Annotated in this window: 24 protein-coding genes and 4 tRNA genes; 12 read left to right on the forward strand and 16 right to left on the reverse strand. The window is 69.8% G+C overall.

Features of this window, described 5'->3' with window-relative positions; translation table 11 throughout:
- From CEK66_RS06210 to CEK66_RS06265, 12 genes are all read right to left on the reverse strand, one after another.
- A partial coding sequence (locus CEK66_RS06210; RefSeq protein WP_255424688.1) for a GTP-binding protein occupies positions 1-180 on the reverse strand: 180 nt, incomplete at its 3' end.
- A gap of 45 nt (positions 181-225) precedes the next feature.
- A tRNA-Thr gene (locus tag CEK66_RS06215) sits at positions 226-301 on the reverse strand.
- A gap of 30 nt (positions 302-331) precedes the next feature.
- Positions 332-405: transfer RNA gene (locus tag CEK66_RS06220), tRNA-Gly, on the reverse strand.
- A 32-nt stretch (positions 406-437) separates the two neighbouring features.
- Positions 438-523, reverse strand: a tRNA-Tyr gene (locus CEK66_RS06225).
- A 159-nt stretch (positions 524-682) separates the two neighbouring features.
- Positions 683-1,774, reverse strand: a complete 1,092-nt coding sequence (ychF, locus tag CEK66_RS06230) for a redox-regulated ATPase YchF (RefSeq protein ID WP_010341267.1) — start codon at positions 1,772-1,774, stop codon at positions 683-685.
- A 79-nt stretch (positions 1,775-1,853) separates the two neighbouring features.
- A complete protein-coding gene (pth, locus tag CEK66_RS06235) occupies positions 1,854-2,435 on the reverse strand; it encodes an aminoacyl-tRNA hydrolase (protein WP_152236307.1) in 582 nt (193 codons plus the stop codon).
- A 54-nt stretch (positions 2,436-2,489) separates the two neighbouring features.
- Positions 2,490-3,137 (reverse strand): 50S ribosomal protein L25/general stress protein Ctc, encoded by a 648-nt coding sequence (locus tag CEK66_RS06240; RefSeq protein ID WP_152236308.1) that lies wholly within the window; start codon positions 3,135-3,137, stop codon positions 2,490-2,492.
- Positions 3,138-3,305: 168 nt separating this feature from the next.
- Positions 3,306-4,265, reverse strand: a complete 960-nt coding sequence (locus CEK66_RS06245) for a ribose-phosphate diphosphokinase (RefSeq protein WP_017911658.1) — start codon at positions 4,263-4,265, stop codon at positions 3,306-3,308.
- Between the two features lie 135 nt (positions 4,266-4,400).
- A tRNA-Gln gene (locus CEK66_RS06250) sits at positions 4,401-4,477 on the reverse strand.
- Positions 4,478-4,490: 13 nt separating this feature from the next.
- Positions 4,491-5,354 carry a 4-(cytidine 5'-diphospho)-2-C-methyl-D-erythritol kinase gene (gene ispE / locus CEK66_RS06255; protein WP_152236309.1) on the reverse strand — a complete coding sequence of 288 codons (864 nt, stop codon included), beginning with the start codon at positions 5,352-5,354 and terminating at the stop codon, positions 4,491-4,493.
- On the reverse strand, positions 5,351-6,004 hold the full coding sequence (gene lolB / locus CEK66_RS06260) for a lipoprotein insertase outer membrane protein LolB (protein ID WP_152236310.1): 654 nt from the start codon (positions 6,002-6,004) through the stop codon (positions 5,351-5,353). Before lolB ends, ispE begins: the two co-directional genes overlap by 4 nt.
- Positions 6,001-7,671: a tetratricopeptide repeat protein gene (locus CEK66_RS06265; protein WP_152236311.1), complete on the reverse strand. Its 1,671-nt coding sequence runs from the start codon at positions 7,669-7,671 to the stop codon at positions 6,001-6,003. Before CEK66_RS06265 ends, lolB begins: the two co-directional genes overlap by 4 nt.
- A 66-nt stretch (positions 7,672-7,737) precedes the next feature.
- On the opposite strand from CEK66_RS06265, the gene hemA reads away from it, so the two are divergent.
- The 8 genes from hemA to ppk2 all read left to right on the forward strand — a co-directional run bounded on the left by hemA (position 7,738) and on the right by ppk2 (position 15,118).
- On the forward strand, positions 7,738-9,021 hold the full coding sequence (gene hemA / locus CEK66_RS06270) for a glutamyl-tRNA reductase (protein WP_017908875.1): 1,284 nt from the start codon (positions 7,738-7,740) through the stop codon (positions 9,019-9,021).
- Positions 8,999-10,084, forward strand: a complete 1,086-nt coding sequence (gene prfA / locus CEK66_RS06275) for a peptide chain release factor 1 (RefSeq protein ID WP_010341257.1) — start codon at positions 8,999-9,001, stop codon at positions 10,082-10,084. Before hemA ends, prfA begins: the two co-directional genes overlap by 23 nt.
- Positions 10,081-10,533, forward strand: a complete 453-nt coding sequence (locus tag CEK66_RS06280) for a GNAT family N-acetyltransferase (protein WP_152236312.1) — start codon at positions 10,081-10,083, stop codon at positions 10,531-10,533. The genes prfA and CEK66_RS06280 overlap by 4 nt, the downstream gene beginning before the upstream one ends.
- A gap of 40 nt (positions 10,534-10,573) precedes the next feature.
- On the forward strand, positions 10,574-12,289 hold the full coding sequence (locus CEK66_RS06285) for a tetratricopeptide repeat protein (protein ID WP_152236313.1): 1,716 nt from the start codon (positions 10,574-10,576) through the stop codon (positions 12,287-12,289).
- A 320-nt stretch (positions 12,290-12,609) separates the two neighbouring features.
- Positions 12,610-13,242, forward strand: coding sequence for a hypothetical protein (locus CEK66_RS06290; RefSeq protein WP_226978511.1), 633 nt, complete (start codon positions 12,610-12,612; stop codon positions 13,240-13,242).
- Between the two features lie 214 nt (positions 13,243-13,456).
- Positions 13,457-13,975, forward strand: coding sequence for a molybdenum cofactor biosynthesis protein B (moaB, locus tag CEK66_RS06295; protein WP_017911651.1), 519 nt, complete (start codon positions 13,457-13,459; stop codon positions 13,973-13,975).
- Between the two features lie 13 nt (positions 13,976-13,988).
- Positions 13,989-14,333 (forward strand): helix-turn-helix domain-containing protein, encoded by a 345-nt coding sequence (locus tag CEK66_RS06300; RefSeq protein ID WP_017911650.1) that lies wholly within the window; start codon positions 13,989-13,991, stop codon positions 14,331-14,333.
- Complete coding sequence (gene ppk2 / locus CEK66_RS06305; RefSeq protein ID WP_152236315.1) at positions 14,330-15,118, forward strand: polyphosphate kinase 2; 789 nt, start codon at positions 14,330-14,332, stop codon at positions 15,116-15,118. The genes CEK66_RS06300 and ppk2 overlap by 4 nt, the downstream gene beginning before the upstream one ends.
- 306 nt (positions 15,119-15,424) lie before the next feature.
- Here the strand turns inward: ppk2 and CEK66_RS06310 are convergent, their stop codons facing one another.
- Together CEK66_RS06310 and CEK66_RS06315 are read right to left on the reverse strand one after the other, a co-directional pair.
- Entirely contained in the window at positions 15,425-16,063 is a 639-nt protein-coding gene (locus tag CEK66_RS06310; RefSeq protein ID WP_226978512.1) for a TlpA disulfide reductase family protein, read from the reverse strand.
- Positions 16,064-16,068: 5 nt separating this feature from the next.
- On the reverse strand, positions 16,069-17,343 hold the full coding sequence (locus tag CEK66_RS06315; protein WP_152236318.1) for a YihY family inner membrane protein: 1,275 nt from the start codon (positions 17,341-17,343) through the stop codon (positions 16,069-16,071).
- 76 nt (positions 17,344-17,419) lie between these two features.
- Here CEK66_RS06315 and wrbA point away from each other — a divergent pair, with 76 nt between their 5' ends.
- The 4 genes from wrbA (at position 17,420) to ybaK (ending at position 19,417) form a co-directional block, all read left to right on the forward strand.
- The gene (wrbA, locus tag CEK66_RS06320) at positions 17,420-18,016 is read left to right on the forward strand and encodes an NAD(P)H:quinone oxidoreductase (protein WP_150410380.1); all 597 of its coding nucleotides are present in this window, start codon (positions 17,420-17,422) and stop codon (positions 18,014-18,016) included.
- Positions 18,013-18,369: a DUF2069 domain-containing protein gene (locus CEK66_RS06325; protein ID WP_152236316.1), complete on the forward strand. Its 357-nt coding sequence runs from the start codon at positions 18,013-18,015 to the stop codon at positions 18,367-18,369. Before wrbA ends, CEK66_RS06325 begins: the two co-directional genes overlap by 4 nt.
- Positions 18,370-18,448: 79 nt before the next feature.
- The gene (locus tag CEK66_RS06330; protein ID WP_017909075.1) at positions 18,449-18,934 is read left to right on the forward strand and encodes an asparaginase domain-containing protein; all 486 of its coding nucleotides are present in this window, start codon (positions 18,449-18,451) and stop codon (positions 18,932-18,934) included.
- Positions 18,935-18,943: 9 nt separating this feature from the next.
- The gene (gene ybaK, locus CEK66_RS06335) at positions 18,944-19,417 is read left to right on the forward strand and encodes a Cys-tRNA(Pro) deacylase (RefSeq protein WP_017909074.1); all 474 of its coding nucleotides are present in this window, start codon (positions 18,944-18,946) and stop codon (positions 19,415-19,417) included.
- 6 nt (positions 19,418-19,423) lie between these two features.
- Here the strand turns inward: ybaK and CEK66_RS06340 are convergent, their stop codons facing one another.
- On the reverse strand, positions 19,424-21,115 hold the full coding sequence (locus tag CEK66_RS06340) for a S8 family peptidase (protein WP_152236317.1): 1,692 nt from the start codon (positions 21,113-21,115) through the stop codon (positions 19,424-19,426).
- Positions 21,116-21,492: 377 nt separating this feature from the next.
- Positions 21,493-23,265, reverse strand: a complete 1,773-nt coding sequence (locus CEK66_RS06345; RefSeq protein ID WP_152236319.1) for a S8 family peptidase — start codon at positions 23,263-23,265, stop codon at positions 21,493-21,495.
- Positions 23,266-23,944 lie beyond the last annotated feature (679 nt).

Consider the following 23,944-nt stretch of genomic DNA (forward strand, 5'->3'; position numbering starts at 1 on the left):
GCCGCGCGCCTTCTCTTCCGGCGCCGCGTCGATCGCGTCGTACGCCTTGAACTCGCCGCCGAAGCGCTCTGCGCCGATCTTGGTCAGCGCCGCGGTCAGCGTGGTCTTGCCGTGGTCGACGTGACCGATGGTGCCGACGTTGACGTGCGGCTTGGTGCGCTCGAACTTACCCTTGGCCATGGCTGCTTCTTCTCGGTGATCGTAGAAAGATTTGACGACTGAATATGGTGCTCACGAAAGGAATCGAACCTTCGACCTCCTCCTTACCAAGGAGGTGCTCTACCGACTGAGCTACGTGAGCGTTGTTCTATTGTGACACAAGCGCGTTCAATGGAGCGGGAGACGGGAATCGAACCCGCACCATCAGCTTGGAAGGCTGAGGTTCTACCGTTGAACTACTCCCGCTACGGGATGCCGCACTGCCACAACAAAATAACTGGTGGAGGGAGGTGGATTCGAACCACCGAAGGCGTAAGCCAGCAGATTTACAGTCTGCCCCCGTTGGCCGCTTGGGTATCCCTCCAACTTACCCACTCGAACCCGGCTGCGAGGCCGAAATCAGAGAGGGGTGAAACAGCCCGCTATTCTTCCCTGACATCCCCGCCTTGTCAACAGTATTTTGACGCGAGGTCGCAGGAAATCGTCGTGGCCCGCGCGCGCCCGGCCAGGACACGCGCACGCATCAGACGTTGAAGCGGAAATGCAGGATATCGCCTTCCTGCACGCGGTACTCCTTGCCTTCCAGACGCAGGCGCCCGGCTTCCTTGGCGCCGGCCTCGCCCTTGTACTTGATGAAGTCGTCGTAGGCGATGGTTTCGGCGCGGATGAAGCCCTTCTCGAAGTCGGTGTGGATCACCGCCGCGGCCTGCGGTGCGGTCGACCCGGCCTTGACCGTCCAGGCGCGCACTTCCTTCACGCCGGCGGTGAAGTAGGTCTGCAGCCCCAGCAGGGTGTAGCCGGCGCGGATCACCCGGTTCAGGCCCGGCTCGCTCAGGCCCAGATCGGCCAGGAACGCATCGCGGTCGGCGTCATCCAGCTGCGACAGCTCTTCCTCGATCGCCGCCGACACCGGGACCACCTCGGCGCCCTCGGCGGCGGCATGCGCGCGCACCGCATCCAGGTGCGGATTGTTCTCGAAGCCGTCTTCCAGCACGTTGGCGATGTACATCACCGGCTTGAGGGTGAGCAGGAACAGGTCGCGCACCAGCGCCTTCTCTTCCTCGTCCAGCCCGGCGTTGCGCCCGGCCTTGCCCTCGGCCAGCGCGGCCTGCAGCTTGGCCAGCACCGGCTTGCGCGCCGCCGCGTCCTTGTCGCCACCCTTGGCCGAACGCTCGGCGCGGTTGAGCGCCTTCTCGACGCTGTCCAAGTCGGCCAGGGCCAGCTCGGTGTCGATGGTCTCGATGTCGGAAACCGGGTCGACCTTGTTGTTCACGTGGATGATGTCGCCATGCTCGAAGCAGCGCACCACGTGGGTGATCGCATCGACCTCGCGGATGTGCGCCAGGAACTTGTTGCCCAGGCCCTCACCACTGGCCGCACCGGCGACCAGGCCGGCGATGTCGACGAACTCGACCGCGGTCGGCACGACCTTCTGCGGATTGATGATCGCCGCCAGCGCGTTCAGGCGCGGATCCGGCACCGGCACCACGCCCACGTTCGGCTCGATGGTGCAGAACGGAAAATTGGCCGCGGCGATGCCCGCCTTGGTCAGCGCATTGAACAGGGTCGACTTGCCGACGTTGGGCAGGCCGACGATGCCGCATTTGATGCCCATGTGTGTAATCCGGGAATGGAGAATCGGGAATAGGGAATCGGAAAGCATAGCCGCCTTTCCATTCCCCATTCCCCATTCCCTATTTCCCCTGCGTATGCAACCGCTTCATCGCCTCGTTGAAGTCGCCCTGCACGGCCAGCGGCAGCACGTCGATGGCGTCGTCGATGGCGCGATCGATGAGCACCTGGTCGTCCTTGCCGGCGCGCCCCAGCACCCACGGCACCACCTTGTCCTTGTGGCCGGGATGGCCGATGCCGATGCGCAGGCGGTGGAAGCCGGCGTGCCCGAGCAGGCGGATGGTATCGCGCAGTCCGTTCTGGCCGCCGTGGCCACCGTCGAACTTGAGCCGCGCCGTGCCTGGCGCCAGGTCCAGCTCGTCGTGCACCAGCAGCGCCTGCGCCGGTTCGATCTTCCAGAAGCGCAAGGCGGCCGTGACCGATTTGCCGCTGAGGTTCATGAAGGTGGCCGGCTTCAGCAGCCACACCGACTGCCCCGCGACCTCGACCCTGGCGGTCTCGCCGAACAGCTTGGCGTCCACACTCCAGCGCGCGCCGGCCCGCTCGGCCAACGCGTCGACAAAACGAAACCCGGCGTTGTGCCGGGTATTCGCGTGTTCGGCGCCGGGGTTGCCCAGGCCGACGATCAGACGCAGACCAGTCATGCGCAATGCATCGCCGCGGCGTCCGGACCGATGGCCCGGACGCCGCGCAGGCGATTACTTGCCGTCCTTCTTGGCCGGCTCGGCGGCGGCCGCCGCGTCGGTGGCTTCCGGCTCTTCCTCGACACGGCCGTGCTTGGCGATGACCACCGCCACGTCGTGCTCCTTGCCCAACTTCAGTTCCGGCAGCTCGACGCCGGCCGGCAGCTTCAGGTCGGACAGGTGGATCACGTCGCCGACCGACAGCGCGGCCAGGTCGACTTCGACGAACTCCGGCAGGTCCTTCGGCAGGCACACGACCTGGATTTCGTTCAGCTCGTGGGTGACGACCACTTCGGCCGACTTGCCGGCCGGGGACACCTCCTCGTTGATGAAGTGCAGCGGCACCGAGGCGTGCAGGGCCTCGTTGTCGTTCACGCGCTGGAAGTCGATGTGCATGATCAGCTGCTTGAACGGGTGACGCTGCATATCGCGCAGCAGCACCTTCTGCACGTCGCCGTTCAGGCTCAGGCTGAGGATGGACGAATAGAACCAGTCGTTCTGGCTGGCCAGCCAGACTTCGTTGTGGTCGAGCTGGATGTTGACCGGCTTCAGATCGCCACCGTAGACGATCGCCGGGATCAGGCCGTCGCGACGGAGGCGGCGGCTCGCACCCTTGCCCTCGACTTCGCGGCGCTGAACCTTGATTTCATGCGTGGTTGCCATTTGCGTTTACTACCTTGGTTGAATGAACCGCCTCGCGGCGGCTTTGATGACTCTTCCGCGACCAGAAGAGTCTGTGAAGCCGGGAGTGGGGAATCGGGAGTGGGGAATCGCAACAGCGCAATACCGCGCTCCGCCCATTCCCTATTCCCGATCCCCCATTCCCAGCCTTTAATCCACGTACAACGAGCTCACCGACTCGCCGAAGGCGATGCGGCGGATGGTTTCGGCCAGCAGCTCGGCGACGCTGAGCTGGCGGATCTTGCCGCAGGCGCGGGCGGCCTCCGACAGCGGAATCGTGTCGGTGACCACCAGTTCGTCCAGTTGCGAATTGCTGATGTTGCTCACCGCCGGGCCGGACAGCACCGGATGCGTGCAGTACGCGGCGACCTTCAGGGCGCCACGCTCCTTCAACGCGGCCGCGGCGGCGCACAGGGTGCCGGCGGTGTCGACGATGTCGTCGACCAGCACGCAGGTCTTGCCCTCGACGTCGCCGATGATGTTCATCACCGTGGACACGTTGGCGCGCGGGCGGCGCTTGTCGATGATCGCCAGGTCCGCATCGTCCAGGCGCTTGGCCACCGCGCGGGCACGGACCACGCCGCCCACGTCCGGCGAGACCACGATCAGGTTGTCGGTGCCGTAGGCGCGCCAGATGTCGGCCAGCAGCAGCGGCGAGGCGTAGACGTTGTCGACCGGGATGTCGAAGAAGCCCTGGATCTGGTCGGCGTGCAGGTCGACGGTCAGCACGCGGTCGGCGTTGACCGCGCTGAACATCTTCGCCGCGACCTTGGCGGTGATCGGCACGCGCGAGGAGCGCATGCGCCGGTCCTGCCGCGAGTAGCCGAAGTACGGCACCACCGCGGTGACGCTGGCGGCGCTGGCGCGCTTGAGCGCGTCGATGATCACCAGCAGCTCCATCAGGTTCTCTGCGCTGGGCGCGCAGGTCGGCTGGATCACGAACACTTCCTGCCGGCGCACGTTCTCCTCGATCTCCACCTGCACTTCGCCGTCGGAGAAGCTGGAGACCATCGCCTTGCCCGGACGCACGCCCAGCTCGCGGCAGATGCTTTTGGCCAGGGGCTTGTTGGCGTTGCCGGAGAACACCAGCAGGTTGCGTTGGTCTTGCATGAGGGGTCTCTCGGGTGGCTGCAAAGAGCGTGTGGCGACGATAACTACGTGGATCAGGAATCCAGGAGGAGCGATGCTTCTACCTGTTGAATCCCCGCACATGGATGTGCGGGCTTTTGCGAGGGACTCGCATAATGGCAGGGGCGGTAGGATTCGAACCTACGAATGCCAGGATCAAAACCTGGTGCCTTGGGCCTCTTGGCGACGCCCCTGCGTAAACCTGTATCAAGCCTCCAGCGCGTCGAGCAGCGGCGAACGCGGGACGCCACCTGCCACCCAGGCGCGCATCCCGTCCGGCAAGTCCACCAACGCGCGCACGGCGGCAGCGCGATCGGCGAACTCGACGAAACAACCGCTCCCCGACCCGGTCAGGCGTGGCGTACCGATCCGTGCCAGCGCCTGGAACGTGGCCTGGACGGCCGGTTCGCGGCGAAGCAGGACCGGCTCGAACGCGTTGCCGAGCAGGAAACCTGAAACGAAGTCCGCTATTTTCGCGGGCGCAGCATCCCGCGTCAAATCCGGGGACTGGAACAGGGCCGCGGTGGGCACGTGCACCCCCGGATCGGCCAGCACATACCAGGCCGGCGGCAGCGCCAGCGCGGTCAATCGCTCACCCACGCCCTCGGCCCAGGCGTCGCGTCCGCGCACGAACACCGGCACGTCCGCGCCCAGCGACAGGCCGAGGCCAGCCAGGGCGTCCTCGTCCAGCCCGGCGCCCCACAGGGCATTCAGCGCCACCAGCGCGGTCGCCGCATCGGACGAACCGCCACCGAAGCCACCGCCGGCCGGAATGCGCTTTTCGACGCGGATATCCACACCTTGGGCGATATTTGCCGATTTTTGCAGCAGCCGCGCGGCACGCACCAGCAGGTCGTCGGCCTCGGCGACGCCGGCCACGGAGGCGCCGATCCGCGCCACCCCCCCGTCCGCACGCGGCCGCAGATGCACCGTATCGCCCCAGTCCAGCAGGCGGAACACGGTCTGCAACTGGTGGTAGCCGTCCGGCCGGCGGCCGGTGATCTGCAGAAACAGGTTCAGCTTCGCCGGGGCCGGCCAGGACGACCAGCCCCCGTCGGTGCCCCCGCTCATGGCGCAGGCACGGTCCAGGCGTCGACCAGCAGGCGCACCTTGGCGTCGCCGTTGCGCGCCTCGATGCGCCGCGGCAGCGCCGGACGGCCGTCGCTGGGCGGATACCAGTCCTGGAATTCGATCTCCCAACCCATCTGCCGCAGCGTATGCGGCCGGCCCTGCGCGTCGTAGTCGACCCGCTCCGGCGCCTGCGCGTCGGTCGCCACCAACCCGCGCACCCAATCGGGCAGCAGGTTGACCGGGATCTCCCAGCCGGTCGCCTCCAGCAGCAGCTGTTCGGCGTTCTCGCCGTCGCGCGGACCGCCCTCCAGCCCCTCCAGGCGCCCGGCCTCGGAGTGGCTGTCGCCAGTCAGGCGCCAGCTCTGCCGGGTCACCGGCGCGCTGAGTTGCACCTCGTACTGGCGCTGCCGCTGGGTCCAGTCGATGCGGCCGCTGCCGCCGTTGCGCCCCTTGGTGATCGCCACCCGCCCCTGGAACGACCAGTCCGGATGCGCCCGCAGCCATTGCGCGCGCGCGGCCTCGGCCTGCTGCGCAGCGGCGTCGAGGGCGGCGACGGCGACCGGCGACGGGGTGCGGGTCGGCAGCGCACTGCAACCGGCCAGCAGCAGCCCGGCGACCAGCGCCCAGGCGGTGCGCAGGCCGGCGGTCACGGCGCCACCTTGTCCAGGGCGCGGCGCAGCGCGCGATTGTCCGGATCGAGCTTGCGCGCCTCGTCGAAGTACTTGTTGGCCTCCTCGTGCTTGCCCTGCTCCCACAGCACCTGGCCGATGTGCGCGGCGATCTCCGGATCCTTCACCAGGCTCCAGGCACGGCGCAGTTGCACCAGCGCCTCCTGGGTCTTGCCGAGCCGGTACAGCACCCAGCCGTAGCTGTCGATGATCGCGGCATTGTCGGGATCGGCGGTGCGGGCGCGGTCGATCAACTGCAGCGCCTCGCGATAGCGCTTGGTGCGGTCGGCCAGGGTGTAGCCGAGCGCGTTCAGCGCCGCCACGTTCTCGGGATCGGTGACCAGGATCTTGCGCAGGTCGGCCTCGGCGCGGTCGATGCGGTCGCGACGCTCCCAGGACAGGCCGCGCGCGTACAGCAGCGCATTGTCGTCCGGATACGCAGCCAGGCCGCGCTCGAACACCTGCAGCTCGCCGGCGTCGTCCCCGCTGCGCTGGCGCAGTTCCGCTTCCAGCACGTAGGCGTCGCGGCGCGCGGCATCGTCGGCCTCGGCATCGTCCTGCAGCGCGCGCGCCTCGGCGAAGGCCGCGTCCTTCTGGCCGAGCGCGTACAGCGCGCCGGCGGCGCGCAGCCGCGCCTCGCTACGCAGCGGGCCGCCCGGCACGCCGCGGTACCAGTCCACCGCCTCCTGGTTGCGCTTGAGGAACTCGGCGATCTTGCCGAGCAGCAGGCGCCGCTCCGGATCGGGCCGGTCGGCACCCTTGCGCAACTCGTCGTACAGCGCGGTCAGGGCCGCATTGTCCTGCAGCTTGGCCAGCATCGAGGCGCGCAGGCCGTAGTTCTGGGTGGTCTGCGGACCCAGCGCCAGCACCCGCGCCGCGGCGGCGGTGTCGCCGATCGCGTCGTAGGCATAGGCCAGCGCCGTGCGCAGTTCCGGGTCGCCGGACACCTTGGGCTCCACGCCCTGCAGCAACGCGCGCGCCTGTTCGGTCTTGCCCGCCTGCTGCAACTGCGTGGCATGCAGCAGCGCCACGCGCGGCTCCTGTGGGAAGCGCTTGACCAACTGGTCGACGATGCGCTCGGCCAACTTGGGCTGATCCAGGCGCAGCGCCAGGCGTCCGAATTCCTGCCAGGCCTCGAGCTGGTCGGGGATGGCATTGGCGTCGAGCAACTGGTCCAGGGCCTTGGCCGCCACCTCCGGATCGCGGTTGCCGCTGACCAGGGCGATCAGCGCGAAACGCCAGCCGCGCGGGTCCTTGTCGCGCAACAGGGCCACCAGCAGGCTGCGCGCCTGGCGCAGGTTGCCGTTGCGCAGGGCCAGCGAGGCCTCGGCGCTGCGCATGGCCAGCGACTCGGGCGCACGCTGCCGCCACAGCGCCAGCGCCTGGGTGGCGGCGGCGCTGTCGTTGGCGAGCATGGCGATGCGGGTGGCGCGCTCTGCCAGGCCGGCATCGCCGGGGCTGTCGTTGGCGGCCTGCAGATACCAGCGCGAGGCGTCGGCCAGTTGCCCGGCCTGCAGGGCGAACTCGCCGGCCAGCACCGGGGTCATCACGTCCTGGGCGGGACTCGGCGCCTTGGCCGCGGCCGGTGCGGCCACGGCGGCGATTGCGGACAGCAGCAGAAAGGTACGGATGCGAATCAGTGCGGGCATCGGAAGCGGCCGGGCCGTAAAATGGGGCCCTGAATGGCCAGCAGCTTATCGCAAGCAACTGAACAGATGACGTTGTGGGTGCTCGGATTGAACCACCAGACCGCGCCGGTCGACCTGCGCGAACGGGTGGCATTCGCCGGCGACGCATTGCCGCGCGCGCTGCAATCGCTGCGCGGGCTGCCCGACGTCGCCGAGGCGGCGCTGCTGTCCACCTGCAACCGCACCGAGCTGTACGCCATCGCCGGCGATGCGCAGCACCTGGCCGACTGGCTGGACTCGCATGCCGCCGGCCTGCACGGCTATCTGTACCAGCATCAGGACGCGGACGCGGTGCGGCACCTGTTCCGGGTCGCCACCGGGCTGGACTCGATGGTGCTGGGCGAACCGCAGATCCTCGGCCAGGTGAAGGACGCCTGGTCGCTGGCGCGCGAGCACGGGGCGATGGGCAGCCGCCTGGACCGCCTGTTCCAGCAGACCTTCTCGGTGGCCAAGCGCGCGCGCACCGACACCCGCGTTGGCGCCAATCCGGTCTCGGTCGCCTCCACCGCAGTGCGCCTGGCGCAGAGCTCGTTCGCCCGGCTCAGCGAATCCACCGTGCTGCTGGTCGGCGCCGGCGAGACCATCGAGCTGGCCGCCAAGCATCTCAGCGAAGGCCGCGTACGGCGCCTGCTGATCGCCAACCGCACCCTCGCCCACGCGCAGGAGCTGGCCAGCCGCCACGGTGGCGTGGCGCTGCCGCTGAGCGAACTGGAGCGCCACCTTCATGAAGCCGACGTGGTGTTCTCGGCCACCGCCGCGCGCGAGCCGGTGGTGACGCGGGCGCAGGTCGAACAGGCGCTGCGCGCGCGCAAGCACAAGCCGATGCTGCTGTTCGACCTGGCGGTGCCGCGCGACATCGAGGCCGGCGTGGCCGACCTGGCCGACGCCTACCTGTACACCGTCGACGACCTGGAGCGCGCGGTCGAGGACAACCGCCGCGGCCGCCGCGAGGCCGCCGAGGCGGCCGAGGCGATCATCGACCTGCAGGTCGTGCGCTACATGGAGGCGCTGCAGGCCAGCACCCGCCAGGCGCCGCTCAAGCGCCTGCGCGCGCACGGCGACAGCACCCGCGACGACGTGCTGGCCAAGGCGCGGCAGCAGTTGGCGCACGGCAAGCCTGCCGACGAGGTGCTGGAATTTCTCGCCAACACCCTGACCAACCGCCTGCTGCATCCGCCCACCGCGGCGCTGCGCGAGGCGGCGCTGCGCGGCGACGCCGAGCTGGCGCGCGCCGCCGAGCGCCTGTTCCCGGAGAAGCCGGGCTATTTCCACCCCATTCTGAAGACCGATGACACCGACCCTGCGCCGTAAGCTGGAGGCGCTGGCCGAGCGTCGCGAAGAACTCGAACGCCTGCTGTCCGACCCCGAGGTGGTGAGCGACAACACGCGCTTCCGCGACTACTCGCGCGAATTCGCCCAACTGGAGCCGGTCGCCGCCGCACTGGCCGCCGAGGCCGCGGCCAAGGCCGACCTGGCCTCGGCCGAGGCGATGCGCGCCGATCCGGAACTGCGCGAACTGGCCGAGGAGGAAATCGCCGCCGCGCAGGCGCGCCTGGCCGAACTCGACGCGGAACTGGCGTTGCTGCTGGTGCCGCGCGACCCGCGCGACGACGGCAACCTGTTCCTGGAAGTGCGTGCCGGCACCGGCGGCGACGAGGCGGCGATCTTCGCCGGCGACCTGTTCCGCATGTACGCCCGCTACGCCGAACGCCAGGGCTGGAAGGTGGAAGTGGAATCGGACAGCCCCGGCGAGCACGGCGGCTACAAGGAAGTCGTGGCGCGCATCGTCGGCCGCGGCGCCTACTCCAAACTCAAGTTCGAATCCGGCACGCACCGCGTGCAGCGCGTGCCGGCGACCGAGTCGCAGGGCCGCATCCACACCTCCGCGGCGACGGTGGCGATCATTCCCGAGGCCGACGACGTGGAGGAGATCGCGATCAACCCGGCCGACCTGAAGATCGACACCTTCCGCTCCTCCGGCGCCGGCGGCCAGCACGTCAACAAGACCGAGTCGGCGATCCGCATCACCCACGTGCCCAGCGGCGTGGTGGTGGAGTGCCAGACCGAGCGCAGCCAGCACGCCAACCGCGACAAGGCGCTGAAGCGGCTCAAGGCGCAACTGCTGGAGGCCGAGCGCAGCAAGCAGGCCGCGGCCGAGGCGCAGGACCGCAAGCTGCAGGTCGGCAGCGGCGACCGCAGCCAGCGCATCCGCACCTACAACTTCCCGCAGGGCCGCATCACCGATCACCGCGTCGAGGGCCTGACCCTGTACGACCTGCCGAACGTGATCGAGGGCGACCTCGATGCGCTGATCGGGCGCCTGAGCCACGAGCACCAGGTCGACGAACTGGCGCGCCTGAGCGACAGCCCATGAGCGTGCGCGTGCGCCACGCCGATGCGCGCGACCTGCCGGCGCTGGCAGCGCTGTTCGATGCCTACCGGCAGTTCTATGGGCAGGCGCCGGACGCGGCGACCGCGCACGCGTTCCTGGCTGCGCGCCTGGCCAAGGCCGAGTCGGTCGTGCTGCTGGCCGAACGCGATGCGCAGGCCGCCGGCTTCGTGCAGTTGTATCCGTCCTTCTCCTCGGTGCGGGCGGCACGGCTGTGGATCCTCAACGATCTGTACGTGGCGCCCGCGCACCGCCGCCACGGCGTGGCGCAGGCGCTGCTGCATGCCGCCGAACGCCATGCCGCGAACGATGGCGCGGCACGCATCGTGCTGGAGACGGCGCAGGACAACCTCGCCGCGCAGGCCCTGTACCGGGCCTGCGGCTGGCAGCAGGACCTGAGCGCGCAGCACTACGCCAAGGCGCTGGTGCCGTGAGCGTGCACCGCCCGCGGTCGATCGCGGCCGCCACGGCCGCATGAACGGCGGCGGCGTCGACGAACGCCTGCAACTGCAGGCCGCGGTGCGGCGCGATCCGCAGGACTTCCTGGCCTGGGTGATGCTCGCCGACGCCGAACTCGGCGCCGGCGCGGTGGCGGCCGGCGAGCAGGCCGCGCTGCGCGCGCTGCAGTTGCGCCCCGGTCATCCGGAGGCGCTGGCGCGCCTGGGCCGGGTGCGCTGGACCCAGGGCCGCCATACCGAGGCCTCGCAGGCGTTGCGCGAAGCGCTGCAGCAAGCGCCGCAGCATCCGGGGATCGCGGTGTGGCTGGGCCACGCGCTGGAAGACAACGGCGAGGCCGAAGCCGCGGCGCAAGCCTATGCCCACGCGCATGCACTGTTGCCGCAGGAACCATCGATCGCCGCCTACCTGCTGAACTGGCGGCGCAAGCTGTGCGACTGGCGCGGACTGGACGCGCTATCGCAGCAGGTGCGCAGCGCGGTGCGACAGGGACACCCGGCGATCGAACCGTTCGCCTTCCTCAACGAGGACGCGGGCGCGGACGAACAACTGCGCTGCGCGCGCAACCGCGCCCAGGCGCTGGCGCGCGCTCTCGCGCCGCTGCCCGCTGCGCAGGTGCGCGGCGATGGCCCGCTGCGCATCGGCTTCCTGTCCAACGGCTTCGGCGCGCATCCCACCGGCCTGCTGACCGTTGCCCTGTTCGAGCACTTGCGCGCGCATGCCGACCTGCAGGTGCACCTGTTCGCGCTCAACGGCGACGACCGCAGCGCGCTCCGTGCGCGGCTGCAGGCGGCTGCACATGCCTGGCACGACGTGGCCGGACAGCCGCATCGTCAGATCGCCCAGCGCATCCGCGATACCGGCATCGACCTGCTGTTCGATCTGCGCGGTTGGGGCGGCGGCGGCACGCCGGAAGTGCTGGCGTTGCGTCCGGCACCGGTGCAATTGAACTGGCTGGCCTACCCCGGCACCTCCGGCGCACCCTGGATCGACTACGTGGTCGGCGACGCCTACGCGTTGCCGCCGGCGCTGGCCGCGCACTACAGCGAGCGGGTGCTGCGGCTGCCGCGCGCGTTCCAGCCGTCCGACGATACCCGCCATGTCGGCAGCCCGCCCGCGCGCCGCGACTGCGGCCTGCCCGAGCACGGCACCGTGTTCTGCTGCTTCAACAACAGCTACAAGCTCGGCCCGCGCAGCATGGCGCGGATGCTGGAGGTGCTGCGCCAGGTGCCGGACAGCGTGCTGTGGCTGCTGTCCGGCCCGGGCCAGGCCGATGACCGACTGCGTGCGGCCGCCGCGGCGGCCGGCGTGGACCCGACGCGCCTGCGTTTCATGCCCAAGCTGGCGCATCCGGACTATCTGGCACGCTACCGGCACGCCGACCTGTTCCTGGACACGCATCCGTACAACGCCCACACCACCGCCTCCGATGCCTTGTGGGCCGGCTGCCCGGTGCTGACCTGCCCCGGCAGCACCTTTGCCGCACGCGTGGCCGGCAGCCTCAATCATCATCTCGGCCTGGACGACATGAATGCCGCCGACGACGCAGCGTTCGTCGCCACCGCGGTGCGCCTGGGGCGCGATCCCGCGGCGCTGCAGGCGCTGCGCGAGCGGCTGCAGGCGCGGCGCGCGGACAGCGGCCTGTTCGACATGCGCGGCTTCGCCGACAACTTCGCCGCGCTGCTGCGCGACACGGCTTCGCGCCATGGCTGGGAAGGCGCAGGCTCGACCTGATCGATCGCTCACGGATGCGCCACAAGGCCGCGGCGGCACATCCAGCAACGGACGGCGTAGCGACGCATCGCCAGTCAACGTCGCCATCGACATCACCGCCGGTACATCCGCATCGCCGTCTCCCATCGCCGAGCGCGCTTGCGTCACAGCGCACGGGTGGTGTGGACGAGCGTCGCTGCAGTTCGCAGCGACCCAGCCAACGGCAGCCCGTGAGGCGCATGGGCGCAGTCGCCAGCGTGCAATTCGAGCTACCGAAGCGCTTGACCTCAAGTGAACTTGAGGTCCGACACTGCGCGCACGCTCCTCGTGCAGATCCCGCAATGTCGCTGCCGCTCCCGATTCCGACGCCCGATTCTTCCGCCCCCGTTCGCAGCATGCTGCTCGCCGAAGCCACCATTCCGGATCGCGCCGCGCTGTTCGACTGCATGCGCGGCCTGTGCGATCACCGGCTGCATGCCCTGACCTGGATGGAATCGCTGGGCGATGCCCCCGACCTGCTATACGCACGCTGCTGCTGCGACGCGGCGCCAGCACTGCATGGACTGCTGCGCGCACGCCTGCCGGCGCTGCGGCGGACGCTGCGGCGCTACCGGCGCATCCGCAGCGGCGTATCCGATCCGCACCGGGCAGCGTCCTGCGTGGTGATGACCCGCGTCCCGACCCGCAATGCAGCGCAGGCGCAAAGCCGCGCCGATGCCGCCTTCGCCGCCCTGCAGGATGGCGCACATGCGCTGCGCGGCCTGATCGCCGCGCACCTGTACCTGTCGGACGACGGCCGCACCCTGCTCGAATGCACCGAGTGGCACAGTGCGGAGGCACAGCGACGTGCCCTGCAGCGCGAACCCGAGCGCCTGCCGCTGGCCGCCGATCGTGCCGCCAGCGTCCGTCGCTTCCGGCCACGCACCCTGGTCCTGCCATGCGACGGCACGACCCCGGTCCACCTCCACGCCTGAATCGGCGGGCGCGCGCCAGCAACGTGCGCGGATGCGGCTCCCCGCCCGGGCGGCGATCCCAGCGCGCGATCACCACGCCCAGGCGCACACTTCGGCGGCCCGAAGCGCCCCATTGCCGTCGTCCACGACAACCCGCCAACCCCGCCGTAGCCGCGGCTGAAGCGCCAACGCGCTCAGGCTGTACGCCGGCCGGGCGAGCCGCTAGGCTGCCGGCATGACCGCCAACGCCGACTTCATCGCATTGAACCTGTGCGTGCTGACCGTCTCGGACACGCGCACCCTCGACCAGGACAGCTCCGGCGACTATCTGGTCGCCGCTCTCGGCGGCGTTGGCCATCGCCTGCACGCACGGGAACTGCTGCCGGACGACCGCTACCGGATGCGCGCCACGGTCTCGGCCTGGATCGCCGACCCGCAGGTGGACGGCATCCTGGTCACCGGCGGCACCGGCTTCACCGGCCGCGACTCCACGCCCGAGGCGCTGCTGCCACTGCTGGACAAGGAGATGCCGGGCTTCGGCGAGCTGTTCCGCGCGATCAGCGTCGAGGAGATCGGCACCTCCTCGCTGCAGTCGCGCGCCTTCGCCGGCCTGGCCAACGCCACCTTCCTGTTCTGCCTGCCCGGCTCCACCTCGGCCTGCCGCACGGCCTGGGAGCGGATCATCGCCGCGCAGCTGGATGCCCGCACCCGCCCCTGCAATCTGGCCACGCTGCGCCCGCGGCTGAAGGAATGACCTGGACTCCCGCATGCCCCTGGACACCACGTTGCGCCTGCTGGCCAAGGCCAGCGGCATGAGCGCCGCGGATATCGCCGCGGCCATCCCGCGCGCCGGCGCGGCCACGGTCAAGGCCTGGATGGCGGGCGAAAAGCTGCCCGGACGCGCCCAGCTCACCGCCCTGGCGCGCACCTTCGGCGTGCCCGCCGGCGCCCTGCTCGGCGAACTGGCCAGCCAACTGGACCCGGCACGCACCCGCGGCGAACACGATCTGCTGCAGGCCTACCGCGCCCTCGACACCCGCCAGCAGGGCGCGCTGCTGGAAGTGGCGCGCAGCATGGCCGGCACCGGCACCCGCAAGCGGAGCAGCAAATGAGCCACCTCAAGCGCAAACAGTACAAGTCCCTGATGCAGCCGCTGCAACTGGAACTGACCGCGATGGCGCAGGCGGTGCAGCACAGCGGCGAGCGCGTGCTGGTGCTGTTCGAAGGCCGCGACACCGCCGGCAAGGGCGGCGCGATCCAGGCCATCGCCGAACACCTGAACCCGCGCCAGTGCCGCGTGGTCGCCCTGCCCAAGCCGACCGACCGCGAAGCCACGCAGTGGTATTTCCAGCGTCACATCGCGCACCTGCCGGCGGCCGGCGAGATCGTGCTGATGGACCGCAGCTGGTACAACCGCGCCGGCGTGGAGCGGGTCATGGGCTACTGCAGCGATGCCGAATACCACGCCTTCCTGCGCCAGACCCCGCTGTTCGAGCAGTTGCTGGTCGACGATGGCATCCGCCTGTTCAAGTACTGGCTGTGCGTGGACCAGGCGCAGCAGGAAAAACGCTTCGCCGAGCGCCTGCACGATCCATTGAAGGGCTGGAAGCTGTCGCCGGTGGACCTGAAGTCGCGCAGCCAGTACGCCGACTACACCCGCGCGCGCGAGGCGATGCTGGAAGCCACCCACCGCGACTATGCGCCATGGACCCTGGTCGACTTCAACGACCAGAAGCGCGGCCGCCTGACCCTGATCCGGCACCTGCTCGACCAACTGCCGGAAACCCGCCTGCACGAACCGGACCTGGATCTGCCGCCGCTGAAGCAGAAGCTGCACAAGGAAAAGTTTGGGCTGCTGCAGCCGATTCCGTCGTATGAGGCGGGGAGTGGGGATTAGGGATTGGTTGAAGCCTGCGGCGCGCAGTCGTCGCTTTGCGACCGCGCGTCGCCGGGCGCGCCACTCACAGCCATTCCGGGAACAGCGCGTCGCGGTTGAAGCCGCCTCTACGGTCGTTTCGGCTCGCGCACCACTAAAGAGGCGGCTGTCCCCGCAGGAGCGGCTTCAGCCGCGGCGAGCGAAGCCATCCCATCCTCTGGTCGCGCAAGGCGTCGGGACTGAAGTCCCTCCCACAAGGAAGACTTTTCGCTTCCGACGCGCGCATCCCCAATCCCGAATCCCCAATCCCGGCGGCGGCCGCGGTCATCACCCCGCCGCCTTTCCCTTCCCCTTGCCCTGCCCGGGCGCCGGGCCACCGGCCGCGGCGATCGCGGTTTCGATGTCGTGGGCGGTGACCGGCCCCAGGAATTGCTTGGCGAGCTTGCCGTCGGGCGCGATCAGGTAGGTCATCGGCAGGCCGCGCGGGGTGGCGAAGTCGGCCGGCGGCGCATAGGTGTCGACGATGACGATCGGATAGGCGACCGGATGCTGCTTCAGGAACGCCTGCATCTCCGCCGGCTCGATGTCCTCGTAGGCCAGGCCCACCACCTCGATGTTGTCGCGCATCACGTGCAAGGCCGACAGTTCCGGCATCTCCTTCAGGCACGGCGCGCACCAGGTGGCCCAGAAGTTCACCACCACCCACTGCCCGCGGTGCGCGGCCAGGTCGTACTCGCGGCCGTCCACGGCCTTCATCTTCAGGGTCGGCTCGGGGCGGGTCTCCTGCACCACGGACGGCCCGGCCGCCGGCGCGGCGGGCGCCTCCGGCGCTGCCGGGGCGGGTGGTGCCTTGGGCGCGGTGGACGACGCGGTGGTCGCGCCGCCGTCGGCCGGCTTGGGCGTGGGCTGGCGGTCGCACCCGGCCAGCAGGGCGGCAGCGGCGAACAGCGGGAACAGCAGGCGCATGGCGGTCATGCAAGGTCTCCAATCTCGGTGTAGAGGTCGCCGACGCGACGCTTGAGCACGTCGCGCAACGGCAGGCGCAGTTCGTCCAGCGCGCGGCACGCCGCCTGGCCCAGGGCGTCGTCGCGGCACGGCAGATAGGTCTCGACGACAGGGATGCGCAGTTGGCAATTCTCGTACAGCTCGGCCACCGGCACGTCGCTCAGGTCGCGAGCCAGCATCCAGTCGCCCTGCTCGGTACGACTGAGCAGGCGGATGCGCTCCAGTTCGCACAGCAGTTCCTGCACCAGCGAATCGGTCAGCATCGGCTCCAGTTCCAGGAGTTGGTCCTCCTGCAGCCCCCTGCCCTGCCTGCGCGCCTGCGCGAAGCGCCCGAGCAGGCGCAGCAGGCCGTAGATCTCATAGCCGGCGGGCAGGCGCATCGAGGCCGGCTGGTAGCGGAAGGCGGCGATCGAAGAGGACACCGAGGCGCCGAGCAGGATCGCGATCCAGCTCAGGTAGATCCACAGCAGGAAGATCGGCACGAACGCGACCGTGCCGTAGATGCGCTGGTACGACTGGAAGCTGCCCAGGTACAGGCTCAGGCCCCATTTCACCAGTTCCAGCAGCAGCACCGCCAGCAGTGCACCCGGCACCGCATGGCGCAGCTTGACCGTGTGATGCGGCACCACCCGGTACACCAGGGTGATGCAGACGAATTCGATCAGCACCGGCGCCACGCTCAGCACTACCTGCGCCAGCAGCCGGCCCTCGCTGGTCTTGAACAGCGGCAGCGCGAAGAACCGCGCCGACACCGCCAGCGAGGCCGCGGCCAGCAGCGCGCCGAGGGTCAGCACGGTCCAGTACACCAGGAAGCGGGTCAGCTGCGGCCGCGCCGACACCACCCGCCAGATCTGGTTGAAGGTCTGCTCGACGCTGTTGAGGGTGATCAGCAGCGAGACCACCAGCGCGATCACGCCGGCGGTGGTCAGTTGCCCGGCGCTGGCCGAGAACTGCCGCAGGTAGGCCTCCACCGAGCGCGCCGCGGCCGGCACGAAGTTGGAGAAGATGTAGTCGCTGAGCTGGTCGCTCCACTTGTCGAACACCGGGAACGCCGACAGCACCCCGAACACCACCACCGCCAGCGGCACCAGCGCGAAGATGGTGGTGTAGGCCAGCGAGGCCGCGGCCTGGAACAGGCGGTCGTCGATGAAGCGCCGCCACAGGAAGCCGGCGAAGCTGCGCATGCGCGCGCGGTCGCGCAGGCGATCGGCCCAGAGATTGACGGTGTCCAGCGGCTGCATCGGGCAAGGGTACCCGATGCGCATGGACGCCGGCATCGTCGATACTGGCGGTCGTTCCGATCCACGAGAGGGCCGCATGGCCGAGATTCTGGTCCTGTACTACAGCCGTGGCGGCTCGGTGGCGCGCCTGGCGCGGCAGATCGCGCGCGGCGTCGGCGAGGTGCCGGGCATGACCGCGCGCCTGCGCACCGTGCCGCCGGTGGCGGCGGTCACCCAGACCAGCGCACCGCCGGTGCCCGACAGCGGCGCGCCGTACGTGGACGCCAGCGACCTGCGCGAGTGCGTGGGCCTGGCGCTGGGCAGCCCGACCCGCTTCGGCAACATGGCCGCGCCGGTCAAGCACTTCATCGACGGGCTCGGCGCCGACTGGGCCAGCGGCACGCTGGCCGGCAAGCCGGCGGCGGTGTTCACCTCCACCGCGTCGCTGCACGGCGGCCAGGAAGCCACCCTGCTGTCGATGCACCTGCCGCTGCTGCACCACGGCTGCCTGATCGTCGGCATTCCCTACACCGAACCGCTGCTCAGCAGCACCCGCAGCGGCGGCACGCCGTACGGCGCCAGTCACGTCGCCGGCGCCGACGACGATCCGCAACCCAGCGAGGAAGAAGCGCAGCTGGCGCGCGCGCTCGGCCGGCGCCTGGCCGAGATCGCGCAACGACTGGCGGCGCCATGAGCGGCGGGCGCCTGCGGGTGGCGCTGGGGGCGACGCTGCTGGCGTTGGCGGCACTGTTCGCGACCTGGTTCCACGACGATCGCCACCGTCTCGCCGCCCTGCTGGTGTTCGCGCTGCCGCCGCTGTTGCTGGCCGTGGGCGTGCTGCGCGGCTCGGCATTGGCACGATTCTGGAGCGGCGTCGGCGCGCTGCTGTGGTTCAGCCACGGGGTGATGACCGCCTGGAGCCACCCGCCACAGCGTGGCTACGGCTGGGCGGAACTGCTGCTGGCGCTGCTGGTGGTGGGCCTGTCCAGCGCGCCGGGCATCCGCGCACGCTTCGCGCGCCGCCGCGGCGCAGCCGGGCGCGACTGAGCGGCCGCCCCGCCGCGCCCGGTATCATGGACGGCCTGCGCGGCCACGGCCGCGCCCCGACATGCTTCTAGGAACGGCAATGGAAGAACTCCTGATCGTCACCACCGGCGGCACGATCGACAAGATCTACTTCGACGACAAGTCCGACTACCAGATCGGCGACCCGCAGATCGGCCAGATCCTCAAGGAACTGGGCGTGACCTTCCGCTTCACGGTGATCCCGATCATCCGCAAGGATTCGCTGCACATCACCGACGAAGACCGCGAGCTGATCCGCGCCACCATCGCCGCGCAGTCCGCGCGCCATGTGCTGATCACCCACGGCACCGACTCGATGGTGCAGACCGGCAAGGTGCTGCAGGCGATCGAGGGCAAGACCATCGTGATGACCGGCGCGCTGAACCCGGCGCGCTTCCGCGGCTCCGACGCCGAGTTCAACATCGGCTGCGCGGTCGGCGCAGTGCAGTCGCTGCCGGCCGGCGTCTACATCGCCATGAACGGGCGCATCTGGGATCCGCAGAAGGTGCGCAAGAACGTGGCGGCGAACCGTTTCGAAGCGGCCTGAGCGGCGACGATGTCCAAGGCCACGCGCGCAACCAAGGCGCTGGATGCGGCCGGCGTCGTCTACCGGCTGCATCCCTACGACTACGAAGCCGAAGCCGGCGCCAAGGGCCTGCAGGCCGCACAGGCGCTGGGCCTGCCGCCGGAGCGGGTGCTGAAGAGTCTGATGGCCTGGGTCGACACGCGCGCGGTCTGCGTGGTGGTCCCGTCCGACCGCCGCGTGCAGTTGAAGAAACTGGCCGCCGCCGCGGGCGGCAAGGCGGCGCGGATGATGGAGGCCGCCGAGGCCGAGCGCCGCACCGGCTACAAGGTCGGCGGCATCAGTCCGCTGGGCCAGCAGCGGCCGGCGCCGGTGCTGATCGAGCAAACGGCACTGGGCGCAGGCAGCGTTTGGTTCAACGCCGGGCAGCGCGGCCTGCTGCTGGAAATGGAGGCCGCGCAGGTGCTCGACGCACTGCAGGCACGTGCCTGCGATCTGTGCGAGTGAGGCGCGTCAGTAACTCGCGGTCGCACTCACGCCCGCCACCGCGGTGACCGCCTTGATCCGCACGTAATAGAGCCCGGCCGGCAAGGTCAGCGTGCAGCGCTCGGTGGTACCGGCGGCGACCGACCGGCAACCGTATGCGGTATCGGTCGGCAGGGCGCCCGCGCGCAGGTACAGATCGGCATTGCCGCTGCCACCGCTCAGGGCCAGCGTCAGCGCCGACGTGCCGGCGGGCACGGTGATCTGGTAGTACAGCGACGTTCCCGCCTTGAGCGACAGATTTCCCATCGGCACGCCACGCACCAGCGTCTGCGCCTTCACTGTCGCCGCCACCGCCGCCCCCGCATTGACCAGCCCTGCACCGCAGCCGGCGGTGCACGCCACCGGCAGCGGGCTGGCGGTGGCCTTCAGCCGGGCCTCCAGTTCCGCCGGCGTCAGCGGATTCAGCGCTGCCGACAGCACCAGCGCGGCGACGCCGGCCACGTGCGGCGCCGCCATCGAGGTGCCGCTGTAGGACGCATACGCCGGCGCCCCCGGCCCCAGCGTGCCGGTATTGAGCGTGGACAGGATGCCCTGTCCGGGAGCGGCAATGTCCACGCCCGCCCCATAGTTGGAAAAACTGGCACGGGCGCCGGCGGAGGTGGTCGCGGCCACCGCGATCACGTTCGGACAATTGGCGGGCACGCTGCCGGCGACATCGCTGCTGCTGTTGCCCGCAGCGACGACGACGCTGGTCCCGCGCGCAACCGCACTCGCGATCGCCCCTGCCATCGTCGGCGAACAGCTTCCGGCGGCACCCAGCGACAGGTTGATGACCTGCGCCGGCGTCGGGTTGGCGGGAACGCCAGCGATGGTGCCGCCGGACGCCCAGACGATGGCGTCGGCGACATCGGAGAGATAACCACCGCATTTACCCAGCACACGTACCGGCAGGAGCTTCGCGTTGAAGGCGACGCCGGCGACACCGGCGGCATTATTGGTGACCGCGGCGATGGTGCCGGCCACATGCGTGCCGTGCCAACTCGAACTCGCCGCCGGCGTACCGGCACCGCAGGTATTGGCGGGATAGCCATCGCCCGGATCGGCGGCGTCACGGTCGCGGCCGCCGCCATCGCCGGCCACCAGGGGATCGCTGATGAAGTCGTAGCCCGGCAACACGTTCGCGGCCAGATCCGGATGTGCGGTGATGCCGGTATCGAGCACTGCGACCACCACGCCCTTGCCCGTCGCCAGATCCCAGGCCGGGCGCACATTGATCGTCGCCGTACCGGTTCCGAACGCCCATTGTTGGGACAGGCCAGGGTCGTTCGGGACCAGCAGGGGGCGCAACAGCACATCGACCTCCACGCGCGCGACGGCCGGATCGGCGGCCAGGCGCCGCATCAGCGTCTCCGCCTCGACGCGATCCAGGCTGCGATCGGCGGCGATGACGTCGGCACCGGTCGCCAGGCGCCGCAACGATGCCAGACCGAGGGCACGGCCGCGCCGGGCCGGCAACATGCGCGCGGCCTCCGCCAGCGGTGCCGCGCGCGAGGCCAGCGCAGGCGCGGCGCCATCGCGATAGGTGACGATGAAACGCTGTGGATTCGGCGTCGTCGCCAGCGCCTGCAATCCGATCTCGCCGGCAGCGGCGGTGCCGGCGGCTGCCAGCAGCAAAAGGCACGCGGCGCTGCGGCGCCGAAGCACGCTGTACTTGAACATGAGACTCCCCCCGGGCTGTACACGTGGCGCAGTCGGCCGTCCACCGCGCAGGTTCGAACGTGGCGGTGCAGGCCGCGGCCACCGCGTACGCGACAGCCGCAGAACGGTCCTGCACCGCGGATAGCGGCAAGGCGCGGATCGGGTAGAGGGCGCAAGCGGCGCAATGTGCAGATCTGTGATCGGCGACGAGCCCGGCTGCGGAATGCATCAAGACGACCGGACCAGGGCGGCCGGACGCGGACGCGGCACAAACAAAAAAGCCCCGCGCCGAAGCGCGGGGCGACCGAGAGTGGCGGCGGCGGCGTCCTGGCCTCCCGCTGCGATCCGGCACCGGGAGGTGCGCGGCGGCCATGGCGCGGCCGCCGCGACGGAGTGCCTCAGTAGTCGGCCTTCAGGCTGACACCGGAGAACGTGCTGTACGCCTTCACCCGCACATAGTAGGTGCCGGCCTGCGGGGAGTTGAAGGTGCAGCTCTCGTTGTTGCCGTTCTTGTACGGACGGCAGTCGTAGGCCGAGTCGGTCGGCGCGCTGCCGAAGCGCACGTACAGGTCGGCATCGCCGCTGCCGCCGGAGGTGGTGACCACCAGGCTGCTGGCGCCGGACGGCACCTTGACCGTGTAGTTCAGCGAGGAACCGCTGTTGGCGCTGAGGTTGGTGACCGCCACGCCGTCCTGCAGTTCGTTGCTGCTGCCGCCGCCACCGCCACCACCGCTGCTGCCGCCGTTCAACGCCGCGGTGACCGCCGCGTTGGCGTCGAGCAGGCCGGCGCCGCAACCCTGCGAGCAGGAGAAGCTGGCCGCGGTGTTCTTGATGGTGCTTTCCACCTGCGCCGGGGTCAGCGCGGTCGGCGCCACCGACTGCATCAGCGCGACCACGCCGGCCACGTGCGGGGTCGCCATCGAGGTGCCGTTGTACGAGGCGTAGCTCGGGTTGCCCGGGGTGGTGGTGCCGTCGTTGAGCGTGGACAGGATGTTCGAGCCCGGCGCGGAGATGTCGATGCCCGCGCCGTAGTTCGAGTAGCTGGCCTTGGCCCGCGACGAGGTGGTCGCCGCCACCGCGATCACGTTGTTGCAGTTGGCCGGCACCGAGCTGGACACGTTGGTCGAGCTGTTGCCCGCCGCCACCACCACCGTGGTGCCGCGGCTGACCGCGCCGTTGATGGCGTTCTGGTAGGTGCTCGAGCAGGTGCCGCTGCCGCCCAGCGACATGTTGATGACTTCGGCCGGGTTCTGGTTGGTCGGCACGCCGCTGACGGTGCCGCCGGAGGCCCAGGTGATCGCATCGGCGATGTCGGAGGTGTAGCCGCCGCACTTGCCGAGCACGCGCACCGGCAGGATCTTGGCCTTGAACGCGGTGCCGGCCACGCCGGTGCCGTTGTTGGTGATCGCGGCGATGGTGCCGGCCACATGGGTGCCGTGCCAGCTGGAATTGGAGGCGGGCGAACCGGAGTAGCACTCGCCGGCAGCGGCCCAGTCGCCTTCGTCGGCCGGGTTGCTGTCGCGGCCGTCGCCGTCGCGCGCCGAATCCGCATCGCTGATGAAGTCGTAGCCCTGCAGGACGTTGGCGTTGAGGTCCGGGTGGCTGGTGATGCCGGTGTCGATCACCGCCACGACCACGCCGTCGCCACTGGCCTTGTCCCAGGCCGAGCGCACGTTGATGCCGGCGTTGGTGGTGCCGAAGGCCCACTGGTCGCCCAGGCGCGGATCGTTCGGGGTCAGCGCGATGGTCATGCGCTGGTCGACCTCGACGTATTCGACGTTCGGGTCGGCGGCGATCTGCCGCATCAGCGTCTCGGCCTCGGCGCGGTCCAGCGGACGGCTGGCCTTGACCACTTCCGGACCCACCGCCAGGCGGCGCAGGCTGGTCAGGCCGAGCGCGCGGCCGTTCTTGGCCGGCAGCGCGGCGGCGGCCGACTGCAGCGTCGCGCGCAGCGCCGCCGAGGGCGCCGCAGCGGCGGCGGACGCGCTGGAGATGCTGACCGGCGCGGCATCGCGGGTCTTGACGATGAAGCGCTGTACGGTCGGTTCGGAAGACAGGCCGGAGAGGTTCACGTCACCGGCGAAGGCTGGGGTGGCCAACAACAGGGAGGTGAGAGCGGACGCGCCCAGCACGACCAGCCACGGACGTTGGCGCGACCCACGATGCGACATTTCGGACATTCGGACTTCCTTTCGGTTGAGTAGCCGCCTGATGGCGGTGTTCCGCGCCGCACCGGTCCGGTCGAAACCTGAACCTGGCGTGCGTTGCGAGCCCGGTCGGATGGCGTGTTGCCGACCATTCATCGACGCTAGCTCAGTACAAGCGCGTATGGAGCAGGGTGTGACGGAAATCCGTTGTACAAAGCGAAGAAATGCAATGAATGTCGATGTTATAAAGAGACATGCACCTCATTTTTGCTGCGGTGCAGCATGGAAAGACGCCAGACTCGGCAAATCAGGGGCAGATTTTTGGCTCCCGCGCGACACACGGGACAAGAAAAGGAGACAGTGGATACAGACGACAGAGGTCGCCTGCATGCCAGCGCCATACATTGGGACGGACACGGAATGTCCGGGGAGCGGACTCCCGGGAAGGCGCGATGCGGAGGCGGGGCGGCGACACATCGCACGCCCCGGCGCACCAGCGCGGACGTCGCCGGCGATGGTCGACGCTGTCGGACCGTGCGCCAAGTGGCATGAGGTCCATTCGCCAGGGCAGCCAACGGCCGCCCCAGCGTTGGGCGCTCGGCTCAGCCCAGCCGCACCAGCCAACCGTGGCGGTCGGCCACGCGGCCGTACTGGATGTCGGTGAGTTCCTGGCGCAGCGACAGCGTCACCGGGCCGGCGGGCG

The organism is Xanthomonas sp. LMG 12460 (assembly GCF_009192895.1).
GTDB classification, from domain to species: domain Bacteria; phylum Pseudomonadota; class Gammaproteobacteria; order Xanthomonadales; family Xanthomonadaceae; genus Xanthomonas_A; species Xanthomonas_A sontii.